Source organism: Phytobacter sp. MRY16-398 (genome assembly GCF_003925915.1).
In the GTDB taxonomy this organism is placed as follows: Bacteria; Pseudomonadota; Gammaproteobacteria; order Enterobacterales; family Enterobacteriaceae; genus Phytobacter; species Phytobacter diazotrophicus.
In genome coordinates, this window is record NZ_AP018756.1 from 3,783,441 (window position 1) to 3,800,902 (window position 17,462).

The following is a 17,462-nucleotide window of genomic DNA, read 5'->3' on the forward strand; positions in this document are numbered from 1 at the left end:
TTTTTATTTGTCGGAATGCGCAAAAAAATAACCGGCATTTATCCATTCAGAGTATTGAAGAATGCGCGGCAAAACCAGAACCACAGTGACGAATCCCGCTTACGCCGAGTCACGTAAGACATTTAAAGCCTTTTGCGTCATCATCGCCATATTGGTTGTTCTGAGCTGGTTATCCTGACTTTATAGATGTCTGCTAACAGGGATGAATGTGTGAAACAGAAAATCGCGAATGAGATTGCAGCCTTCATTAAACTCAAACCGCTAATCCGATACGATGCTGAACAAGGCCGCGTATTTTGGGCCGTCAGCCCGGGTAAACGCGTAAAAATCGGCGATGAAATAGGCGTATTGGTACATAACGGCTATCGACGCTTTCGATTCCAGAAGAACCTTTATCGCACGCATCGCCTGATATGGTGGCTGGAGAAAGGCGTATTACCTGATTTGATTGACCACTGTTGTGCAATATTAAATGAGCGTGGCGAAAGAGATAACCGGATAGCCAATCTGCGCGAGTCTACTGGCGCAGCCAGTCAGGCTTACCGCCAGCATCGAAAAAGAAACAAATTAGGTGTGAAAGGGGTAACTCAGCGAGGTTCTCGTTTTCGGGCGCATATTCAGGTTAATGGCAAATTAAAAGCGCTGGGCACCTTTGACACCATTGAGGAAGCAGCCAGCGCTTACAACGAAGCTGCCAGCCAAAAGTGGCAGTAAAAAATGTGTAATGAAAAGACGTTTGTTTGAGTTCCATTGTGGTGACTTTCTTTAATCTTGGCTCATCACTTTTTTGTGGAAAACGAGACGTAATCTTTTTTCACAATTTCCAGGCTTACCCTTCACTGGTCGAAAAGTAACATCTTTGTTATAGTGGCCTGGTAAACCTACAAGGAACTTATAAAATGGCACACATCTTTCTTGAAATTTCGGGTATTGACCCAGGCTTAAAAACGCCAGCCGATCTTAGTCATGTTTTGCGTGATTCAAAAGAGACAACCTACTCAATCACCCCTGAGTTGGTTCACTGGATTAAAGGTGCCATTGCTTTTCGCGATGGTCAGTTAATGCCCGATTTCAAAAACTGCTGTTTTGCGTTTGGTGATGGTAAAGAGTTCATCGAATTTGATGGCAAAGGCAAGATTAAGCCTCCTCTCACGAAGACACCTGACTGGTACCCGGAGCCAGGTGAGTTTATGCGTGAAACATGGCTTAAAAACAAAGAAATGCACGACCAGACGATTGTGCAGTTTATTAAAGAGTTCCTCGAAAGATTTACCGATGTCAACGAGCGAAGAGTTCACTGTGATCTGCTGTTTAATCTCCAACTGGATACCATTAACACTACAACGCCGGCCGTTAACACTCAACCCCCCGCAAGTAGAATCGGCAATAAAAACAGGTTATCGACTCAGCCAAAAGTGCATGACCTTAATTCTTTTGAAATGTTCAGCCAGTTCTTTTCACATCTCTCGGATGCCGTCCTCGCTAATCAATTCCCGACCATGCAAGTGTTAATCGGCCAGGATGACATCAGTAAAGCACCGACGCCGCTCAAAGGCGCAACAAGAACCTGGTTTAAAGCGATTACGGGTGAGTTACCGCCGAACAATAAAAAAGTTGCGGCTGGTCACGCTGACGTTTTTTGCGCACCCATTCAAACCACCTTATTGCAAATCAAAGAGTACGGTCTCGAAAAATTCTATGCCGAGCTTTCACAAGCCATTCAGAAAGCAGGCGATCTCACCTTAGACAAGTTCGAATTTCAGATGCCTAAGCAGTAAAAAAGCACAAAAAAGACTTTATTAATGACTTTGTAATGACAAATCAATGATAGTTAATTGACTTGATAAACACTTTAAGTAGAATTAACACATCGAAACCGCAAAGGTGGGAAACCTGCGCGGTGGCGGTAAGTAAACTAACTTGACATTGTGTTCGCCCCTTCATCCCCCGGTGTTGGGGCTTTTTTATTTCCGGGAGCAGCATCGGCAAAGAATTAGGCAGCGTTTTAAATGCCGTTAACCGCAACCGCTACCCGCCCATGGGCAAATTGTTATCAATCAAGGAAATGACGTTCAAATTTGCACTCTGCCCACCAGGGCATACGCTTAAGTGAACGCGGCAAAATGCCGTCTGGTAACATCGAAACGAGGAGTGATGAAAATGGCTAAAGTGCTGGTGCTTTATTATTCCATGTATGGACACATCGAAACCATGGCCCATGCAATAGCAGAAGGTGCAGAGAAAGTGTCAGGCGCAGAGGTGGTTATCAAGCGTGTACCCGAAACCATGCCCGCAGAACTGTTCTTGAAAGCCGGCGGGAAAACACAGAATGCGCCAGTCGCCACACCGCAGGAGCTGGCCGAGTACGACGCCATTATCTTTGGTACCCCGACCCGCTTTGGCAATATGTCCGGCCAGATGCGCACTTTCCTTGACCAGACGGGCGGGCTGTGGGCCTCCGGCGCACTTTACGGCAAACTGGCCAGCGTCTTTAGCTCTACGGGAACCGGGGGCGGCCAGGAGCACACCATTTCCTCCACATGGACTACGCTTGCACATCATGGCATGGTCATTGTGCCCATCGGTTACGCTGCGCAAGAGCTGTTTGATGTTTCTCAGGTACACGGTGGCACTCCCTATGGTGCAACGACCATCGCCGGGGGCGACGGTTCGCGTCAGCCAAGCCCCGAAGAACTGGCGATTGCCCGTTACCAGGGTGAATATGTTGCCGGTCTGGCAGTCAAACTGAACGGCTAAACTTCCACAGGAGGAGATGAATGCCTAATCAAGATACAAAAGCCCATCACGTTGGGGAATGGGCCAGCTTACGCAACACCTCACCGGAAATTGCCGAAGCGATCTTCGAGGTTGCAGGTTACGACGAGGCGCTGGCCGAAAAAATTTGGGAAGAAGGCAGCGATGAGGTTCTGATTCGCGCCTTCGAAAAAACCGACAAAGATTCGCTCTTCTGGGGTGAACAAACGATTGAGCGTCAAAACGTTTGATAAGACTCTCCCCCGCCTGCGCGGGGGATTATTTTATTTCGCCGCCGCGCTCACAACCGCATTGAATTTCTCCAGCGGACAAAATCCCTCACGGTCAATCGGACAGCCTTTCAGCGATAGCGTCACGCGTTGCGCCGGGGCTTTCAGGGTCAGCACCTCCGCATTACGCAACTGGATGCTGCTCTGGTAGACATACTCGATTTTCATCAACTCGCGTTTGCGCTCGCTGTCATACCAGCGCTGGAAGACGATCTTGCCGCCAATCGGTGTGCGTTCATACTGGTCATGAAGCTGATATGGCGCAAAATCAAGCGCGGTCAGCAGCGATGCGATGTTGGAATCATGGCCTACCAGCACGGTCACTTTCGGCGTGTTTGCCGCATCGGTCACTAGCGCTTTATCGATGTATTTCACCAGTGGTTTCGCCACATTGCGCGCCACATCAGGTGACGTAAACAGGGCATCCTGATAGCTATTTTTGATCTTCGAGAGCAAACGCCATTGCTGCTCGGTTTTGATCTCGCCCCACGCGACCTGATCCAACGGAAAGCCTTCGTAATACTGCAACGTGAAAGCATCTACCAGTGAATTGCCGATTTTCAGCGGTCCGGAAACCCCAGGCTCCTGTTGTACCGACGCGCTAAAGGTATCGGTGGCCGTCGCCAGTGAACAGTTCTGCTTCTCTTTACAAGAAGGTGACTGGTCATAGCGGACAATTTTTTCCAGCAATTTATAGCTTTCACCCAGCGCATCGTGCTGATGTTGCGCCTCCATCGCTTTAATCGCCTGCTCGCCAAACTCGGCGGATCCATCCGTTATAACCGGGTTAAATGTCGGGTCCATCGCCCCCATTTTTTCCTGATGATGGACAGGAATATCGCACCCTGGAAACGCGCCGGTGATAAAGAATTGCGCGGTCGCGACCGTACGTTGCAGGCTGTTTGCATAGGCATAAACGGTTCCCGGTGCCGGGCATTCGCCAGAGGTCACCAGTTTTTGCCCGGCCAGCCACTCACGCATGTAGTGGCCCATATAGACCTCAAGCACGCCACCTTTGGTAGTCAATTGCCCGCCCGGAACTTCCCATTCTGGCCACTTATTGGGGGTGGATTGTTCCAACACGCTACCGTTGTTCGCCAACGGCGCACGTAAGTTATGGCGGCTCATAATCAGCACTTGTTCAAGCTGATAACCCTGCGGAACAGTGTCTGCCTGCGCGGTTGTGGTGAACGGTAACAGCGCGGCAAGCGCGAGTGTCCATAGAGACTGTTTCATCCTGACTTCCTCATCCTGATAGTGGTGAACAGAAAGTGTGACACATTTGTAACGCTTTGCAGTGAATTAGGGCACAGAAGTGGCCTGCCACAACATCGCTTTCCCACGGGGCTCAGTAGTTTTATAATAAAACCATTAACCGGAGAGTGAATATGAAACGTACCCGTCTTGAAGCCAGCACCTGCCCCGTCGCCCGTTCCCTGGATGTAGTTGGGGACTGGTGGTCGTTATTGATCGTGCGTGATGCGCTGCGTGGCATGACACGCTTCGGTGAATTTCAAAAAAGTCTGGGTATCGCCAAAAATATGCTCACCACGCGCCTTAAGTTGCTGGTCGATCAAGATATTCTGCAATTGCAGCCCGCCTCCGATGGCAGCGCGTGGCAGGAATATGTGTTGACCGCAAAAGGCCGCGCTCTGCAAACCGTGCTGGTTGCCCTGTCGCAATGGGGCAATGAGCATCTTTTTGCCGGGGATGAGCAGGGTACGGTGCTCGTTGATGCCCGGCACCGCCAGCCGTTGCAAAAATTACAACTGCTGGCAGAAGATGGCCGCGTCCTGCAACCCGACGAGATCGCGCCCCGCTATCCTGATATCGATAAATCAACGCGTTAATAACCCACGTCGCCGGATCGCACATTTTGCCATGCTAAATGGTTGCATTATAAAACCAAATATCTCATGCTGAATTTTGTTTCATTATAAAACCTTTTATCCCCCTTTCGTTTTAACGAGGTATGAGAATGGCTACGCAACGCATTAGCGCGCTTATCACTGGCGCATCATCAGGCATTGGTGCGGTTTATGCCGACAGACTGGCGGCCCGCAATTACGATTTGGTGCTGGTGGCACGACGCGCTGACCGCCTGGAGGCGCTGTCCAGTGCGCTGGAAAAACGCTACGGCGTCAACGTGACGACACTGGTTGCCGACCTCAGCAAAACAGAGGGCATTGAGCGTGTTGAAGAGACGTTACGGCAAAACAGTGCCATCGAGCTGCTGGTAAATAATGCCGGGGCCGCCAATCTCGCGCCGTTTCTCTCCTCAGATGCCGATTCACATGAAGCGCTCAATACACTCAACACCACGGCGCTGATGCGCCTGACGCTGGCGGCCCTGCCACGCTTTGTTGAACAAAACCGCGGGACCATCATCAACATCGCGTCTGTACTGGCCTTTCACGCCCGGGCAGGTAGCGCCGTATACAGCGCCACCAAAGCCTGGGTGCTGAATTTCACCCGTGGCTTGCAGGAGGAGTTTGCCGAAAGCGCAGTGCGTATTCAGGCAGTTTTGCCTGCCGCGACGGCGACAGAAATTTGGGGACACTCCGGCGTGACGCTGGACTCATTGCCCGCGGGGTCGGTAATGACCACCGAAAATCTGGTGGACGCGGCGCTGGCAGGCCTGGATCAGGGGGAACTGGTGACCATTCCCCCCGTAGAAGACCTTGAGTTGTGGCAGCGTTGGGAAGAGGCGCGTCTGGCGCTGTTCAGCGCATCACGTAACGGTACGCCCGCCTCTCGCTACCCGATAGTTTGATATCCGGATCGCCAGTTGCAACCGCCACTGGCGAACGCTTCACGCTACTTCACGCCGTTGTATCCAGCGATACCCTCAGCACAGAACGGTGGGAATGGCGGTACCTGGATTTTGTAAATCTGAGCGGAGCGGAACCTCTTTCGCTTCGCATCAAAACAGTAGCGGCAGGAACAGACTAACACCTGCACTTACCCCGACAAACAGCGCGGCCCATATGGCAGACGAAAGCAGACAGATGCCATAAACTTTGCCCGGATTCAGGCGCAGCATTCCTGCCGCAAGCGGAACGAGATAGCGCAGCAAGGCGATAAAACGGGACGTAAACAGCACCACGGCGCCATTGCGCTGTAACTTGCTGCGAACGCGCAGCAATGTCTCCTCATGCCGGGACATCACGCGATGAAAATGGTCGCTATGGGTCATCAGTAAGCCCAGATGGTAACTCACCAACGAACCGAGCGTTGCCCCTGCGGTGACCGCCAGCCACGCCATGATCGGCGGCAGGCTTAAGTGACTTGCGGAGAGCGCCGCGACCAGCATCACCGACGCCGGGGGAAGCACGGTGGAGATGAGCACCGTGGATTTGCTAAACGCCACCATAAACAGCAACACGAACATCTGCATCGGGTGTGATGCAAAATGGGCAAGCAGGCTGTTCAACCACTCCATATTCATTCCGGCGTCCGTGAGCATTTCGGGCATTCCCTTTTAGCGTATTGAACAGGGGATGTCTTAAATATTACTTCAACAAACCGGGTCGCGAGAAATATCTCCCAAAAGAAAAAATAAACTTTTCCGCACATACTTCAGCTTTTAAATCCCTTGGGAAATATATGTATCATGGTGGTGTTAAATACCGTTCGGCGCCGGGTTGTTTGCAATAACCTGTATTGCAGATACCGGTTGACGTACCCGGTGAGTTAGCACAGTCCATAAATTATTCGACATACGCGCAGGCCGACATAAGGCGTACAAGCGCAATAATGAATTTTTTCATGATATTCCCTTTTATGAGGTAACGAGTAAGACACCTCAGTTTGCGTGGATCCAGTCGCATTTTGAAAAGAGAGGTATGGCAGGTATGATTTGCTGATCATTAAAACGAAAGGTAAATCATCATTGTGTCTTGGAATTCGTCGCTGCTGGCTGTTTCACCAGGCGACCAATAATCCCGCATACTGCCACTAGTGCGGTGATACTTCCCATCCAGCTAGCAGGAATGATGGCTTTGATATGGTCAGGCAGCCCAGCCCATATAGCAGGAATAACGCCTGCGACAGCTAGCGCCTGAACAGAGAACAGCTTCCAGGATTGTTTCCAGTTTTCGATAACCATTTTTTACCCTTTGTGAATGTCTGATGTGCAGCGTGAAAGGGATATCAGCAGGCGGTCTCGCTGATATAGGTTTTACGCTGTACCAGATGATGTGAAAGGAAATACGCTTACACGGCGATATGCAGTACGTTAGTAGATACACTGCTTGCGAACATACTGCTGCAACCCTGCCAGCTGATGCGTAACCGTATCGATACGCTCTCTGAGGGTGAAATAATCCCGTTCAGCGGTGTCAGTAAGTCGGGCACTGGAGCCATCATCCACGCGGGGGGAGCTGGCGGAACGAGCCGCCTGACAGGTGGCGTTGAGCTGCAACCGCTTACGACCAATAGCGACATCAGCATGTAGTTTTTCCAGTTCAGCTTTAGCATTGGCTAATTCTCCAGTGTATTGCGCATCAAGAGCGGACACATCATGCTGGCGTGCCTGCATATCTGTAAGGGTGTTATTTGCCAAAGTCAGCGAGCTGGTCGCCTGGTCGCGCTGTGCTTTGTATAACTGCGCGTTGTCGCGATAATGGTTCACGGTCCAGCTAAGGGCTGCGAGTATGACAATCAGCGCGCCCATTGCCGCAAGCAGTAAGCGGTTCATTTCTGCCCCCATTGGCATACTTCACGCTCTACTTCACGTCGGTTCACCAGGCCTTTCCATTGCCGTCCGCCCGCATAAATCCACTGACGCAGACTATCGCAGGCGGCCTGATAATGCCCGGCATTCAACTGTCGTAGCAGCGCGGAGCGCTCAAAGGCATTAGCGCCCACGTTGTAACTAAAGGTGATAAGTGCGGCTTTCTGGTATTCAGATGCCGGGACTTTCACAGCGAGTTCCACCGTACGGGCAAAGGGAGCTAAATCTTTCTGTAATAGCGACTGACATTCATTTTCTGTGTATTTTTTCCCGGGGTGAATGTCACTTCCCGTATGGCCGTAACAGACCGTCCAAACCCCACCGACATCCTGATAAGGTGCATAGCGAACCCCTTCAAGTTGAGGGATCATCGTGCCAGCAATAGCCAGAGAACCGGCCCCTGCCATCGCTAACAATTTGTTTCTAAGGCCTGTAGACATCGCCATTATTCACCTACCCTTTCAAGCGCGTCGACCGCGACCTGCATAGCCGCCGGGCGTTCAACATGGGGTTTATCCTGAATATCACTCAGGTAATGACTGATCATTTCGGTACGCTTTTCGTCTTCTTTGCGTTTACGTCGCGCATCAAGACGCCCATAACAAAAAGACGCGACAGAGATAGCGACCCCAATCAGGCCGAATAGCATGTACACGACATCCTGCGTACTCAGTCCAAGACCCGATGCAATAACGCCAAGCCACGCAAAGAATTGCGTAACAATATTTCCGGGTTGATCGTTCATTTTCATGGTCTCTCACCTGCGAATTTTCGAGGTGGAATAGAAAGGAAAATCTGGCCTTCGGGTTCTTTTATTAAAAAAGTCAGATAAATGATTCCCGAGGCCAGAAAAAGGAAAGGCCTCTATTAAGAGGTCTGTATTTCAATGCAATCATTCACAACGGCTGGAACAAAATCATTTCAACCGTATAAAAACAAAAACCCACGCTGGGCGGGTTATGTTTATTTCTTGCTGCGTCTGTAGTTTCTCGAGCTTATATGGATTCAAGCAACCCGCGCGCAACCCTGCAAGCGATTTGTTTAAAATAACCTCTCGGCTATCACTCCTATTCCGATGGGTTAGTTCAGCGAATTTAGCACCATGTTCTGGTTGGTGAAAATGTGCTCAAAGTATTGTTTATTAAGTCGACTGTGCCAACGCCAACGAACGCCAAACTGTCTGCCATAAAAAGGGGAATAGTCAAACCAGTGATATTTCAGAAAAATAGTTGCACCTTCACCAGCCGATTTTCCAGCCCCCAGCAGACGTAACTGATCTTGAGGTGGTGGGAAATAACTTTCAGTGAATATGACCTTCTTACCCGTAATAAACGTTGCAGTTTGCTTTGTGCCATCAAACTCCGTTTGTACAGTCATGGTATCTGTTCCGTAGTTCCACCTCGGGGCAAAAGGCAACTGCTCCTCAGTATCGAGCGTAATAATATCTATCGTTGACCAGTCAATATCCATGCCCTGTTGCGGCAAAGGTTGCAACAAAGGGATAATTACAGGGGAGATAACAAACGAATCCCGTACCGCACTTTCCGATGTGTTTGATAATGTCAGCGTTGGGTTGGTGGCGTATTGCATATTGTAATAGGCCGAGGGATCCTGATATTCCCTGTCCGGAAAAACCTTTATAAACACCCCGCCATTACACACCCACGCCGCGTCCACCGATTTCAGCTCGTCAGCACTTTTAATATTCAGCGCAATCACGGGGGCGAAATTACCCCCTGGAATCTTGCGAAACATCGGCATAATTATTCCTCCACCTGGTACCACATGTAGCCATCAGCATAACCACTGGCATTGATGGGTGCGGCTTGCGTGGAAACCGTATACCCCACCCCCAAATTGCTACGTGCTGTGGCTTTATCGGCGACGTCGGCCAGATTGCTGGCCGCCGAGAGGAAATTACCGCTGCTGGCCCATTCGCTAAATACCAGCGTGGTCGCCACCACATTGACGCAGAATCGGTGGTAAACATCGGTGGAGTTATACGGATAGTAGATTTGACGGAGACTATTATCCGCCGTTTTGATCACATCCAGCATCCCCGGCAGCACCACCGGATAATGTCTGGCGGTTGTGGCATTGCTGGTAAGAGACTGGAACTTACGCCCCGGTGACGTAATGGTGTTCAGATCCTCTGTCCCCAGCGTCGTACTGGCCTGTGGCACTGCCCCCACATCACCGGCGCTTAAAGCGTCTTTGGTCGCCAGCGTTTTGAGCCCCAGGTTACCTCGTGCCGCCTGCATAGCAGATGCCCCTGCACTGCTGATTTCTGAGAGATTATCGGCAATTTGCAAATAGATTTCTTTCGCCGCAACCTCGGTTGCAGTGATCGTAATCGATGCTGTAACACCGCTACTGGCCCCCGTCAGGGTCAGGGTAGTCGTCCCAGCCCCTGTGATGGTGAGCGAACCATCCGCCGCCAGAGCTGCAACAGATGCGTCTGACGATGCCGCATTGACCATTTCGGTATACGTGGCTGGAGAATAGGTCACTGGCAGTGAATAGCTGTTTCCCGCCAGCAATGCCGACGGTGCTGTACCGATAGTAATGTTAGTAAGATAAACCTGCTGGGTAACGGTAGCCGTTGCTGTCAGCCCGGTAGAAATGCTGGCAATAATTGTCTGTGTACCGCTTTTTCCTGCGATCGCGGTATACGCACCGCTCTTGCTGATGCTGCCCAATGTTGCATCGGACACCGCCCATGACACGGCATATCCAGGTGCCAGTATCGACGGTAAAACGGTACCCGTGAATTGCCGTGAGGTTCCCGCGTTCATCGTTACCGTAGCCGGGCTGATAATGATCGCAGATGGTGTTTGCGCGCCCGCATCCGACTCAGCTTTATCGGTCTTAATAATGTACATTGCTGCGATGTTTGTCGGGCGAACCTCAGATGCCACATTTACCGCTGGTGCAGGTGAAATGGCCCCGGTCCTTGCACTGTATTGCCGGATCGATTCTCCGCCAGGGGAGTTTCTTGTTGGTTGCGATGGAATATCGTATCTGTAATAGCTCTCTATCCCTGCATAATGCGCATGATCAACAAGGGCATAGTCCTGTACGCTGCCGATTCCTCGGCCAGAATCCGGATCAATTGTAGAACCATGCGCCCATGCACGCACGAAGCGACCTCGCCAGTCAGGCACACGCCCCGATGGATATAGTGCGGCCAGTTCCGGGTTTTCCCCCGTATTAAATGCCTGACCGTTAAGCTCCAGCCAGCCGCTTGGCGGCATCGCATTGCCCCACAGCACAATAGCACCCACCGGTAAAATAAAGGGGCTCAGGGCAGTGGTGATGGTCGTTTTTAACTGTTCGTCAAGATAGGATGCCAGCGCTTTTGTTCTGCGCGGCGTCATAACTTGCGTGGCGCCATCACCGGCCAGCGCCTCTTCGGCAGTTGCTTCGCGCTGAATGTAGGATTGCCACTTCGCCACATTAGCGCCTGGCGTAGCGGTGTTATTGCCTGACAGCGACAAATATAACGCACCGTTGTATTCAACCACGACGCCAGCATCATAGCCGTATGCCGCGCCATTGTTGTTGGCAGTGGAGATCCACTCCGGATAGCCGTTTGTTTGATATTGACGCACTGCGGTAGTGATCGCATTGAGTACCGAGTTCATCGCTTCACGTTCCACCGGTTTGGCATTGATGTCTGCGTTTGGGTCTTTTGCGTAATCAACACCCCAACCCTTTGCATAACTTACGAACCCGTTGCTGTCGGCTGAATCGGGAATAGACTGAGTATCGCCGCTTTGTGCGAAAGGCACGCGGAAAAATTTCTGATCCATCGTTGGGAACTCCAGAACTGAAAAAGCCACCTTAAGGTGGATGGAGGAAAATATAAGGTCAGGTAGAAATCTGGAGGGTTAATTAACCTCGTTTTGTTTCTCTACTTCTACCTGCTCTTCAATTTCTGCGTAATGCGCGGCAATCTCCTCTTGAGTGGCTTCCCGCGCATCGGGATATGGAGAACCATAGTAAAAATAGTCGTTATCTCTGATGTAATATGCGTATATCATTTTCCATCCTGTTGATGAAATTATGCGTTAATAGGGTTAAATCTTTTTATACAGAATGCGGATATATAATCGGGTGTATTTAGCCCATGTCGCGGCATCAGTAAAAATCTTGTAAAAAGAAGATGATATATTGTTTGAGTAATACAGGTTCATGTAATTACCAATAACCATTTTGACGTTGGTTGGAGTGACCTTAATCGCTATTGGCCCAATAGATGTACCACTGGAGTTACAGTTATCCAAACCCGTCACAATATCGCCGGCGGAATACACCGAGTAATTTGCCGTAAATTCAGTCAGAATGCTCGCGTAGGCAGATTTGACGTCGAGGCTCAGCCCGTGCGCGAAATCAAAATTGGTAAATGCCGAAGGTAAAAACGGAGCAGAGGTCCAGTCTTTCCAGTTATCATAGACCGACACTTTCTGCTTGATCACACGCAACCGGAACGGGAAGGCATAGCCTGCTGCACTCACCGAACTGCTCACATCCAGTCCGTTAAATAATTCTGAAAGTGCCACGTTAGCAGGAATAATCCCGCCCCCTTTAGCCCGGAGATAAAGATAACCGTTGCTAGCCGTCCGCACATCAATACCGGCTGCTTTAAGCGCACCGCTATTGTCCGTAACAACAGTGGCAGGATAGTCCACCCATGCCGACGATCCATCGTTACGTAATACCTGTACCTGTGGCATATAGCTTGCGTCTTCACTGATGTCATAACTAATGGCATAGGCGAGTTCAAACGCACCGGTAGTCTTCAGTGGTGCAGATTCACTACCACCGGGATAGAGGTAGTCACCGAGAAGGTCATTGATTGACTTAAGCATGGCAGATGCCGTCGTAGCGGACGTTGCCGCCGAACTGGCGCTGTCTTTCGCGTTTTTTTCCGAAGTGCTGGCGGAAGAGGTATAGGCATCAAGCTGGCTTTGTACGCCCACCAGCGCCTGGCTGGCAGCATCAGTCGCAGCACTTGCGGCAGCGTTGGTTGCCGTTGTTGCTGCTGCCGTCGCTCGGGTGGCCGCATCCGCAGCCGCAGTTGCCTGCGTTTGCACGGTGAGTGCGCTGTTGGCGGCATTCTGCGCAGAGATTGCCGCAGCGGTCGCACTGTTTGCCGCCGCCGTCGCGCTGTTACTAGCCTTTGTCGCATATGTGCCCAGTTCGTTAGCACGGTCAGCCGTGGCGGTATCAACCGCGGTATTAATCAGCGTCGCCAGGTTATCCGCCGTTTTCTGCGCGGCTTCCGTAGCCGCCGTGTGAGCGGCATTACCAATCGCCTGATTCACGCCGCTTAGTGCAGACTGTGCCGAGGTTGCGCTTTGTTCCGCATTCGATTGTGCAGTCTGCGCCTGCGTAACATAGCCTTTGACGGCGTCACTGACGGTGGCGGCCGCCTGGGTCGCCGCTGTCGCTGCAGCATCGCCGATAGCAGCGTTAACGTTATTCAATGCGGAGGCAGCATCCCGAGCGGAAGACGCAGCAGCAGAAGCTGAGCCATCGGCCTCAATTGCACTATTTTTAGCCGTAGATGCCTGCGCGGTTGCTACATCAGCGGCATGCTGAGCATCACTGAGTGAGCTCGCCATTTGAGACTGAACACTGGCGATGGTATCGGCTGCGGCCTGCTGAGACGCCGAACCGGCCGCCGTTTGCGCCGCCGACTCGGCAACGGCTGCCGCGCTTTCCGATGCCTGTGCAGAAGCATTGGCGCTCTGAGCCGATGCTTCTGCTGCTGTTGCAGAAGTGGCTGCTGCCGAAGCAGAAGCCGCCGCTGCCTCGGCCTCTCCCTGTGCACTGGCGACATAGGCGGATAACTGGCTTACGACATTCTCTGCCGCCTGCTGTGCCGCACCGGTCGCCGCCGCTGATGTGGCAGTATCCGCGGCAGCCTGAGCGGCATCGGCACTGTTTTTCGCATTGGTCTCCGCGGTTCTGGCATCAGACACATATCCCGTAAGTTGCGAGGTTACGCTGGCGGCCGCCTGAGTGGCAGCGGTCTGAGCCACCTGCGCGGCGGCGGCATTTGCCGCGTCGGTCGCCGCCGTTTTCGCGGCATTTTTCGCCTCCGTCGCACTGGCAGCGGCATTCACAGCCGCCGTGCTCGCCGTTTGGGTGTAGTCAGACATCTGACTGACTACGCCAGATACTGCCTCTGCCGCCGCAGCCTGAGCGGCATCTGCAGCCGCCGTTTGTGCCGCAACTGTCGCCGTCTCGGCGGCGGTATGAGCAGTATCCGCATCTGTTTTTGCCGAATCCGCAGCCGTGGTCGCTCTATTTTCCGCATCCTGAGCCGTTGCCGCAGATGACAGGGCATCGCTGGCAGCGGTACGGGCATCGTTAACGTAGCCCGCCAGATGAGTCTCAACTTCCTTAGCAGCGCTCTGTGCGGCCGAAGTCGCCGCGGCATCTGCGGCACCCTGTACGACAGATTGTGCTTGTACCACGGCGGCCTGAGCCGCCGTCTCAGAATCTTTCGCCCCCTGTGCATAAACTGCAGCATTGCTGGCCGAACTGCTTGCCTGAGTCACCAGTGAATTAAGCTGTGACTGCACATTAGCCGCCGCGTTATTGGCCGCCGTGCTCGCTGCTGTCTGCGCTGTATTCGCGGCGGACTGGGCATTCGTCTGTGCTATTTGGGCGTCAGAGACATACTGTGTCAGCTGCGTGGAGACAGTCGACACCGCCTCTGCGGCTGCCGTGCCTGCTGCCTTCTGTGCCGCTGCTGCGCTCGCCGACGATGCCGCTGCATAGGTGCTGGCGGTGGTCGAATAATCTGCCACCAGGTTAACCACATCCGCCACCGCATTTTTGACTGCCGTTTCGGCGTTGGATGCGTAGGTCTGTGCATCGTTACGGGCAGATGAGGCTGTCGATGCCGCCTTCGCCGCTGACGTATAGGACGTTTGCGCGGCATTGACGTAGGCGCTCAGTTGAGAGATCACATCGGATGCTGCCAGTTCCGCCGCCTCTTTCGCCGCATTCGCGACCCCTTCACCGTCGATTTGATCTTTCAGCCACTGCGTACGGTTGGCCAGTGCCTGGGCCTGCGCATTCGCAGGGCCGAGATCGGTGCCATCAAAGCCTTTTACCGGGGTGTCAGTATCAAGACGTAGCACATCCGCCGTAAACTCGGATGTTTCGGTCAAATTCGCCATTTTTTAACCTCGATAAGTATGTGTTCCGTCGTATTTCACGGATCCGTTATAGAAAATGTTCGCATCCATCTTGCCCTCGACGTTTTCCCACTGACACAGTGGTGTCCAGACCTGAGCACGAGCGACGGCATAGAAAGGAGCGGCGACGGGAACCGTGACAAAAAACCGCCCCGCCGTGTCGGTCACGGCAGTTTGCGTGACCGTCGTACCATTAGAGGTGTAGAAAAGTGTCACATCCACACTGGAGACGGTGACACCACGATTCGCAGTGAGCGCGCCCGATATTTTGCGGTTTGCACTGTCATATACCAGGGCTAGTTGCAAGTTAGAGTAGAAGTGAATCCCATCACCATGCCAGAAAGGCACACGAAAATTGCTGTAATACTTGCCAAAACCAAAAGGGGTGTAGGTCAGTATGCGCGGGGATCTGATCCCAACCCCCTGTGGGCGAGGAATCAGATCATAATCTCTGACCAGTTGCTGCGACCCGGGATCGAGATAGTCGTAAAAGATCGGGCGCATGGTCATATCCTGGCCATCAAGCAGTCGCGCTTCGGTGTCCAGAATATAGTTGGTTGCGGCTGTGATCTCATCGATGGTCGCCGCACTGTTGTTTTTATGGATTTTGGCTTTGATCATGCGACGAAATAACATGTCGCTGACCTTCGCCGGAGCACAGGCGGGATAGAATGTCCCGACAGGGCGTTTGTGATAACCGACAATACGTCCGCAGATGTCGAGCTGCTCACCTTCGGCGTTATCAATATCCAGAATGGCTTTGATTTTCGCCAGTTGATCTTCAAGCTGCGCCTGTGCGATGTCCGGTAATGCCAGTAACCAGGCAATCAGCTTCGGCGAATTTTTATATTGCCAGTATATGCGTGTGCGGGCTTTATCACGGTGCTGCATATGTCACCTCAATATTGCCGACATCAAAGACCCCCAATTGATAGAACGCCAAATTTAACAGCGAGTGCGTCACATCATCAGCACGCGTGCCAATCAGTATGCTGGCGACATAATCGTCGTTGCCCACAATTTTATTAACAGGCGTATACAAACGCCCGGAGGCGATCGCTTCACCGATCCTGAACCCGGTTTTGGCAAAGCCGTTGGTTTCAAGAAAGCCATAGACGGAATCGTTTACGATCGCCGCTTTGATACGGGCATTATCCGTGGCCGATAGCGTGTCGGACACAATCGTTACCTTGACGTAGACAGTGACATTTTCCGGGCGGAAAAACGTGGCGTTAAATGGCTGAGCCGTCAGCGGCGTGGTGGTATCTACACTGATTTTATTGGGAATAAACGTGTTATAACGATTCAGGCCACATCCTGGATTCTTGTTAGCCGCCATCGCGGCAACAATGTCCAGTTGCTCGCCGCCATCAATAAAAATGGCCATCGAGTGCGCCAGGATGCCATTGCTATCGGACACGGAGTCAGGATTTTCATAGATTTTGACTTGCTTAACGCCGGGCACATTGATCAAAGCCGCATAAATATTGTCGCGCTGGTTATTACCGGGCAGTGCCACCGACTCATTGCGCCGTACGCGAAAGGCATCATCACTCTCTTCATCGGTACCCAGAGAAGCCGCCGCGGCGTTGTCTACTGCGGTAATGCCTCCAATTGGCGTGGCAATGATAGTTAGCGTACCCGCATTGGCATTTTGTTCACCGGTCAGCATGCAGGTCACGCCAACCGTTGCCAGACCGTCGGTATTGGTGACGACATCGGCATCCGTTTTCCATAGCGTACTGGTCAATCGATGACGAACCAGGGTCCCGGCCGGGATGACTGTCAGCGGAACACCCGTAAAGGTGACGCGGGCTGTTGAGAAGGTTGCGACTTTACGCACATTGCCAGAAATGGCCGCAATACGATTAAGCTGCACGCCAATCGCGGAATCGGGATCAACAGACTGGTAGCTATTGATCACTTCTTCGTCGAGGTTAGCCAGCATTTCAGCCCAGATAGCAATCGCCAGCCCATCCGGCGTCGAAGGGTCGATATTCCAGCCCGCGTCTATATCAAGGTAGGCCGCCTCAACGCGTTCTTTATATTCTGCCAGCGTGGTGCCGGTCGCCCCGTCTCTGTTAATATCGGCCATTAAATCACCTCTTCGTTGAAAGCGTATTCCAGCGCCTCATTGTTCTTATCGATGACTGATGCATTAACGGTAATCATGCGTGTTTTAGCATCAAAATCGAATGAAAATGCCCCCAGAGCCACGACACCATCCGTATCGAGAATACGGCTCTTAATATTGGCTGCCGCCATGTCGCGGGAACTTTTTCCAAGGATCTCCTGAAACCAGGGTGTACCTTCGGAAATATTCAGAAAATACTCACCAAGGAATAATTTCAGTCTGCGGGTAATCGCCTGAGCGGTAGCCTCTTTTCCGGTCAGGAAATGGTCGCCGCTGGTCACAATGTCACCCTCTGTAAAATGTCGGATCACGAAGCCACTCCCATAAAAAAGCCC

19 protein-coding genes and 1 pseudogene are annotated in these 17,462 nt (G+C 52.1%); 6 read left to right on the top strand and 14 right to left on the bottom strand.

Annotated features, from left to right (window positions below):
- The first annotated feature begins 210 nt into the window (after positions 1-210).
- The 4 genes from MRY16398_RS18635 (at position 211) to MRY16398_RS18650 (ending at position 3,005) form a co-directional block, all read left to right on the top strand.
- Complete coding sequence (locus MRY16398_RS18635; RefSeq protein ID WP_052249232.1) at positions 211-714, top strand: AP2 domain-containing protein; 504 nt, start codon at positions 211-213, stop codon at positions 712-714.
- Positions 715-899: 185 nt separating this feature from the next.
- Positions 900-1,778: a hypothetical protein gene (locus tag MRY16398_RS18640; RefSeq protein ID WP_039078647.1), complete on the top strand. Its 879-nt coding sequence runs from the start codon at positions 900-902 to the stop codon at positions 1,776-1,778.
- 382 nt (positions 1,779-2,160) lie between these two features.
- Positions 2,161-2,757, top strand: a complete 597-nt coding sequence (wrbA, locus tag MRY16398_RS18645) for an NAD(P)H:quinone oxidoreductase (RefSeq protein WP_039078646.1) — start codon at positions 2,161-2,163, stop codon at positions 2,755-2,757.
- A gap of 20 nt (positions 2,758-2,777) precedes the next feature.
- Positions 2,778-3,005, top strand: coding sequence for a YccJ family protein (locus MRY16398_RS18650; protein ID WP_039078645.1), 228 nt, complete (start codon positions 2,778-2,780; stop codon positions 3,003-3,005).
- A gap of 33 nt (positions 3,006-3,038) precedes the next feature.
- Here the strand turns inward: MRY16398_RS18650 and agp are convergent, their stop codons facing one another.
- Positions 3,039-4,280, bottom strand: coding sequence for a bifunctional glucose-1-phosphatase/inositol phosphatase (agp, locus tag MRY16398_RS18655; protein WP_071194649.1), 1,242 nt, complete (start codon positions 4,278-4,280; stop codon positions 3,039-3,041).
- Between the two features lie 152 nt (positions 4,281-4,432).
- Between agp and MRY16398_RS18660 the strand changes: the two genes are divergently transcribed.
- Both MRY16398_RS18660 and MRY16398_RS18665 read left to right on the top strand, forming a co-directional pair.
- Positions 4,433-4,894 (top strand): winged helix-turn-helix transcriptional regulator, encoded by a 462-nt coding sequence (locus tag MRY16398_RS18660; protein WP_125124987.1) that lies wholly within the window; start codon positions 4,433-4,435, stop codon positions 4,892-4,894.
- A 128-nt stretch (positions 4,895-5,022) separates the two neighbouring features.
- Entirely contained in the window at positions 5,023-5,817 is a 795-nt protein-coding gene (locus MRY16398_RS18665) for an SDR family NAD(P)-dependent oxidoreductase (protein ID WP_079496760.1), read from the top strand.
- A gap of 150 nt (positions 5,818-5,967) precedes the next feature.
- On the opposite strand, the gene MRY16398_RS18670 is transcribed toward MRY16398_RS18665, so the two are convergent.
- The 13 genes and pseudogenes from MRY16398_RS18670 to MRY16398_RS18720 form a co-directional block, all read right to left on the bottom strand.
- Positions 5,968-6,486 (bottom strand): DedA family protein, encoded by a 519-nt coding sequence (locus MRY16398_RS18670; RefSeq protein ID WP_108702352.1) that lies wholly within the window; start codon positions 6,484-6,486, stop codon positions 5,968-5,970.
- Between the two features lie 447 nt (positions 6,487-6,933).
- Positions 6,934-7,152: a DUF7940 domain-containing protein gene (locus MRY16398_RS18675; protein ID WP_125124988.1), complete on the bottom strand. Its 219-nt coding sequence runs from the start codon at positions 7,150-7,152 to the stop codon at positions 6,934-6,936.
- A 107-nt stretch (positions 7,153-7,259) separates the two neighbouring features.
- A complete protein-coding gene (locus tag MRY16398_RS31000) occupies positions 7,260-7,412 on the bottom strand; it encodes an Rz1 family lipoprotein (protein WP_232034349.1) in 153 nt (50 codons plus the stop codon).
- Positions 7,351-7,761: pseudogene (locus tag MRY16398_RS31170) on the bottom strand (lysis protein); the annotation flags it as partial. The pseudogene MRY16398_RS31170 and the gene MRY16398_RS31000, both read right to left, overlap by 62 nt.
- Positions 7,740-8,225 (bottom strand): lysozyme, encoded by a 486-nt coding sequence (locus MRY16398_RS18685; protein WP_108701634.1) that lies wholly within the window; start codon positions 8,223-8,225, stop codon positions 7,740-7,742. The gene MRY16398_RS18685 and the pseudogene MRY16398_RS31170, both read right to left, overlap by 22 nt.
- The gene (locus MRY16398_RS18690; RefSeq protein WP_108701635.1) at positions 8,225-8,530 is read right to left on the bottom strand and encodes a hypothetical protein; all 306 of its coding nucleotides are present in this window, start codon (positions 8,528-8,530) and stop codon (positions 8,225-8,227) included. The genes MRY16398_RS18685 and MRY16398_RS18690 overlap by 1 nt, the downstream gene beginning before the upstream one ends.
- Before the next feature lie 329 nt (positions 8,531-8,859).
- On the bottom strand, positions 8,860-9,540 hold the full coding sequence (locus MRY16398_RS18695) for a hypothetical protein (protein ID WP_125124989.1): 681 nt from the start codon (positions 9,538-9,540) through the stop codon (positions 8,860-8,862).
- A 2-nt stretch (positions 9,541-9,542) separates the two neighbouring features.
- Positions 9,543-11,591, bottom strand: coding sequence for a tail fiber protein (locus tag MRY16398_RS18700; protein ID WP_110294735.1), 2,049 nt, complete (start codon positions 11,589-11,591; stop codon positions 9,543-9,545).
- A gap of 78 nt (positions 11,592-11,669) precedes the next feature.
- Positions 11,670-11,822, bottom strand: coding sequence for a hypothetical protein (locus tag MRY16398_RS30675; RefSeq protein WP_165158878.1), 153 nt, complete (start codon positions 11,820-11,822; stop codon positions 11,670-11,672).
- Between the two features lie 36 nt (positions 11,823-11,858).
- Complete coding sequence (locus MRY16398_RS18705) at positions 11,859-14,975, bottom strand: hypothetical protein (protein WP_125124990.1); 3,117 nt, start codon at positions 14,973-14,975, stop codon at positions 11,859-11,861.
- 3 nt (positions 14,976-14,978) lie between these two features.
- Positions 14,979-15,884 (bottom strand): DUF2612 domain-containing protein, encoded by a 906-nt coding sequence (locus MRY16398_RS18710; protein WP_125124991.1) that lies wholly within the window; start codon positions 15,882-15,884, stop codon positions 14,979-14,981.
- A complete protein-coding gene (locus tag MRY16398_RS18715) occupies positions 15,871-17,088 on the bottom strand; it encodes a baseplate J/gp47 family protein (RefSeq protein WP_125124992.1) in 1,218 nt (405 codons plus the stop codon). Before MRY16398_RS18715 ends, MRY16398_RS18710 begins: the two co-directional genes overlap by 14 nt.
- Entirely contained in the window at positions 17,088-17,438 is a 351-nt protein-coding gene (locus tag MRY16398_RS18720) for a hypothetical protein (RefSeq protein WP_108701641.1), read from the bottom strand. Before MRY16398_RS18720 ends, MRY16398_RS18715 begins: the two co-directional genes overlap by 1 nt.
- Between the last annotated feature and the right edge of the window lie 24 nt (positions 17,439-17,462).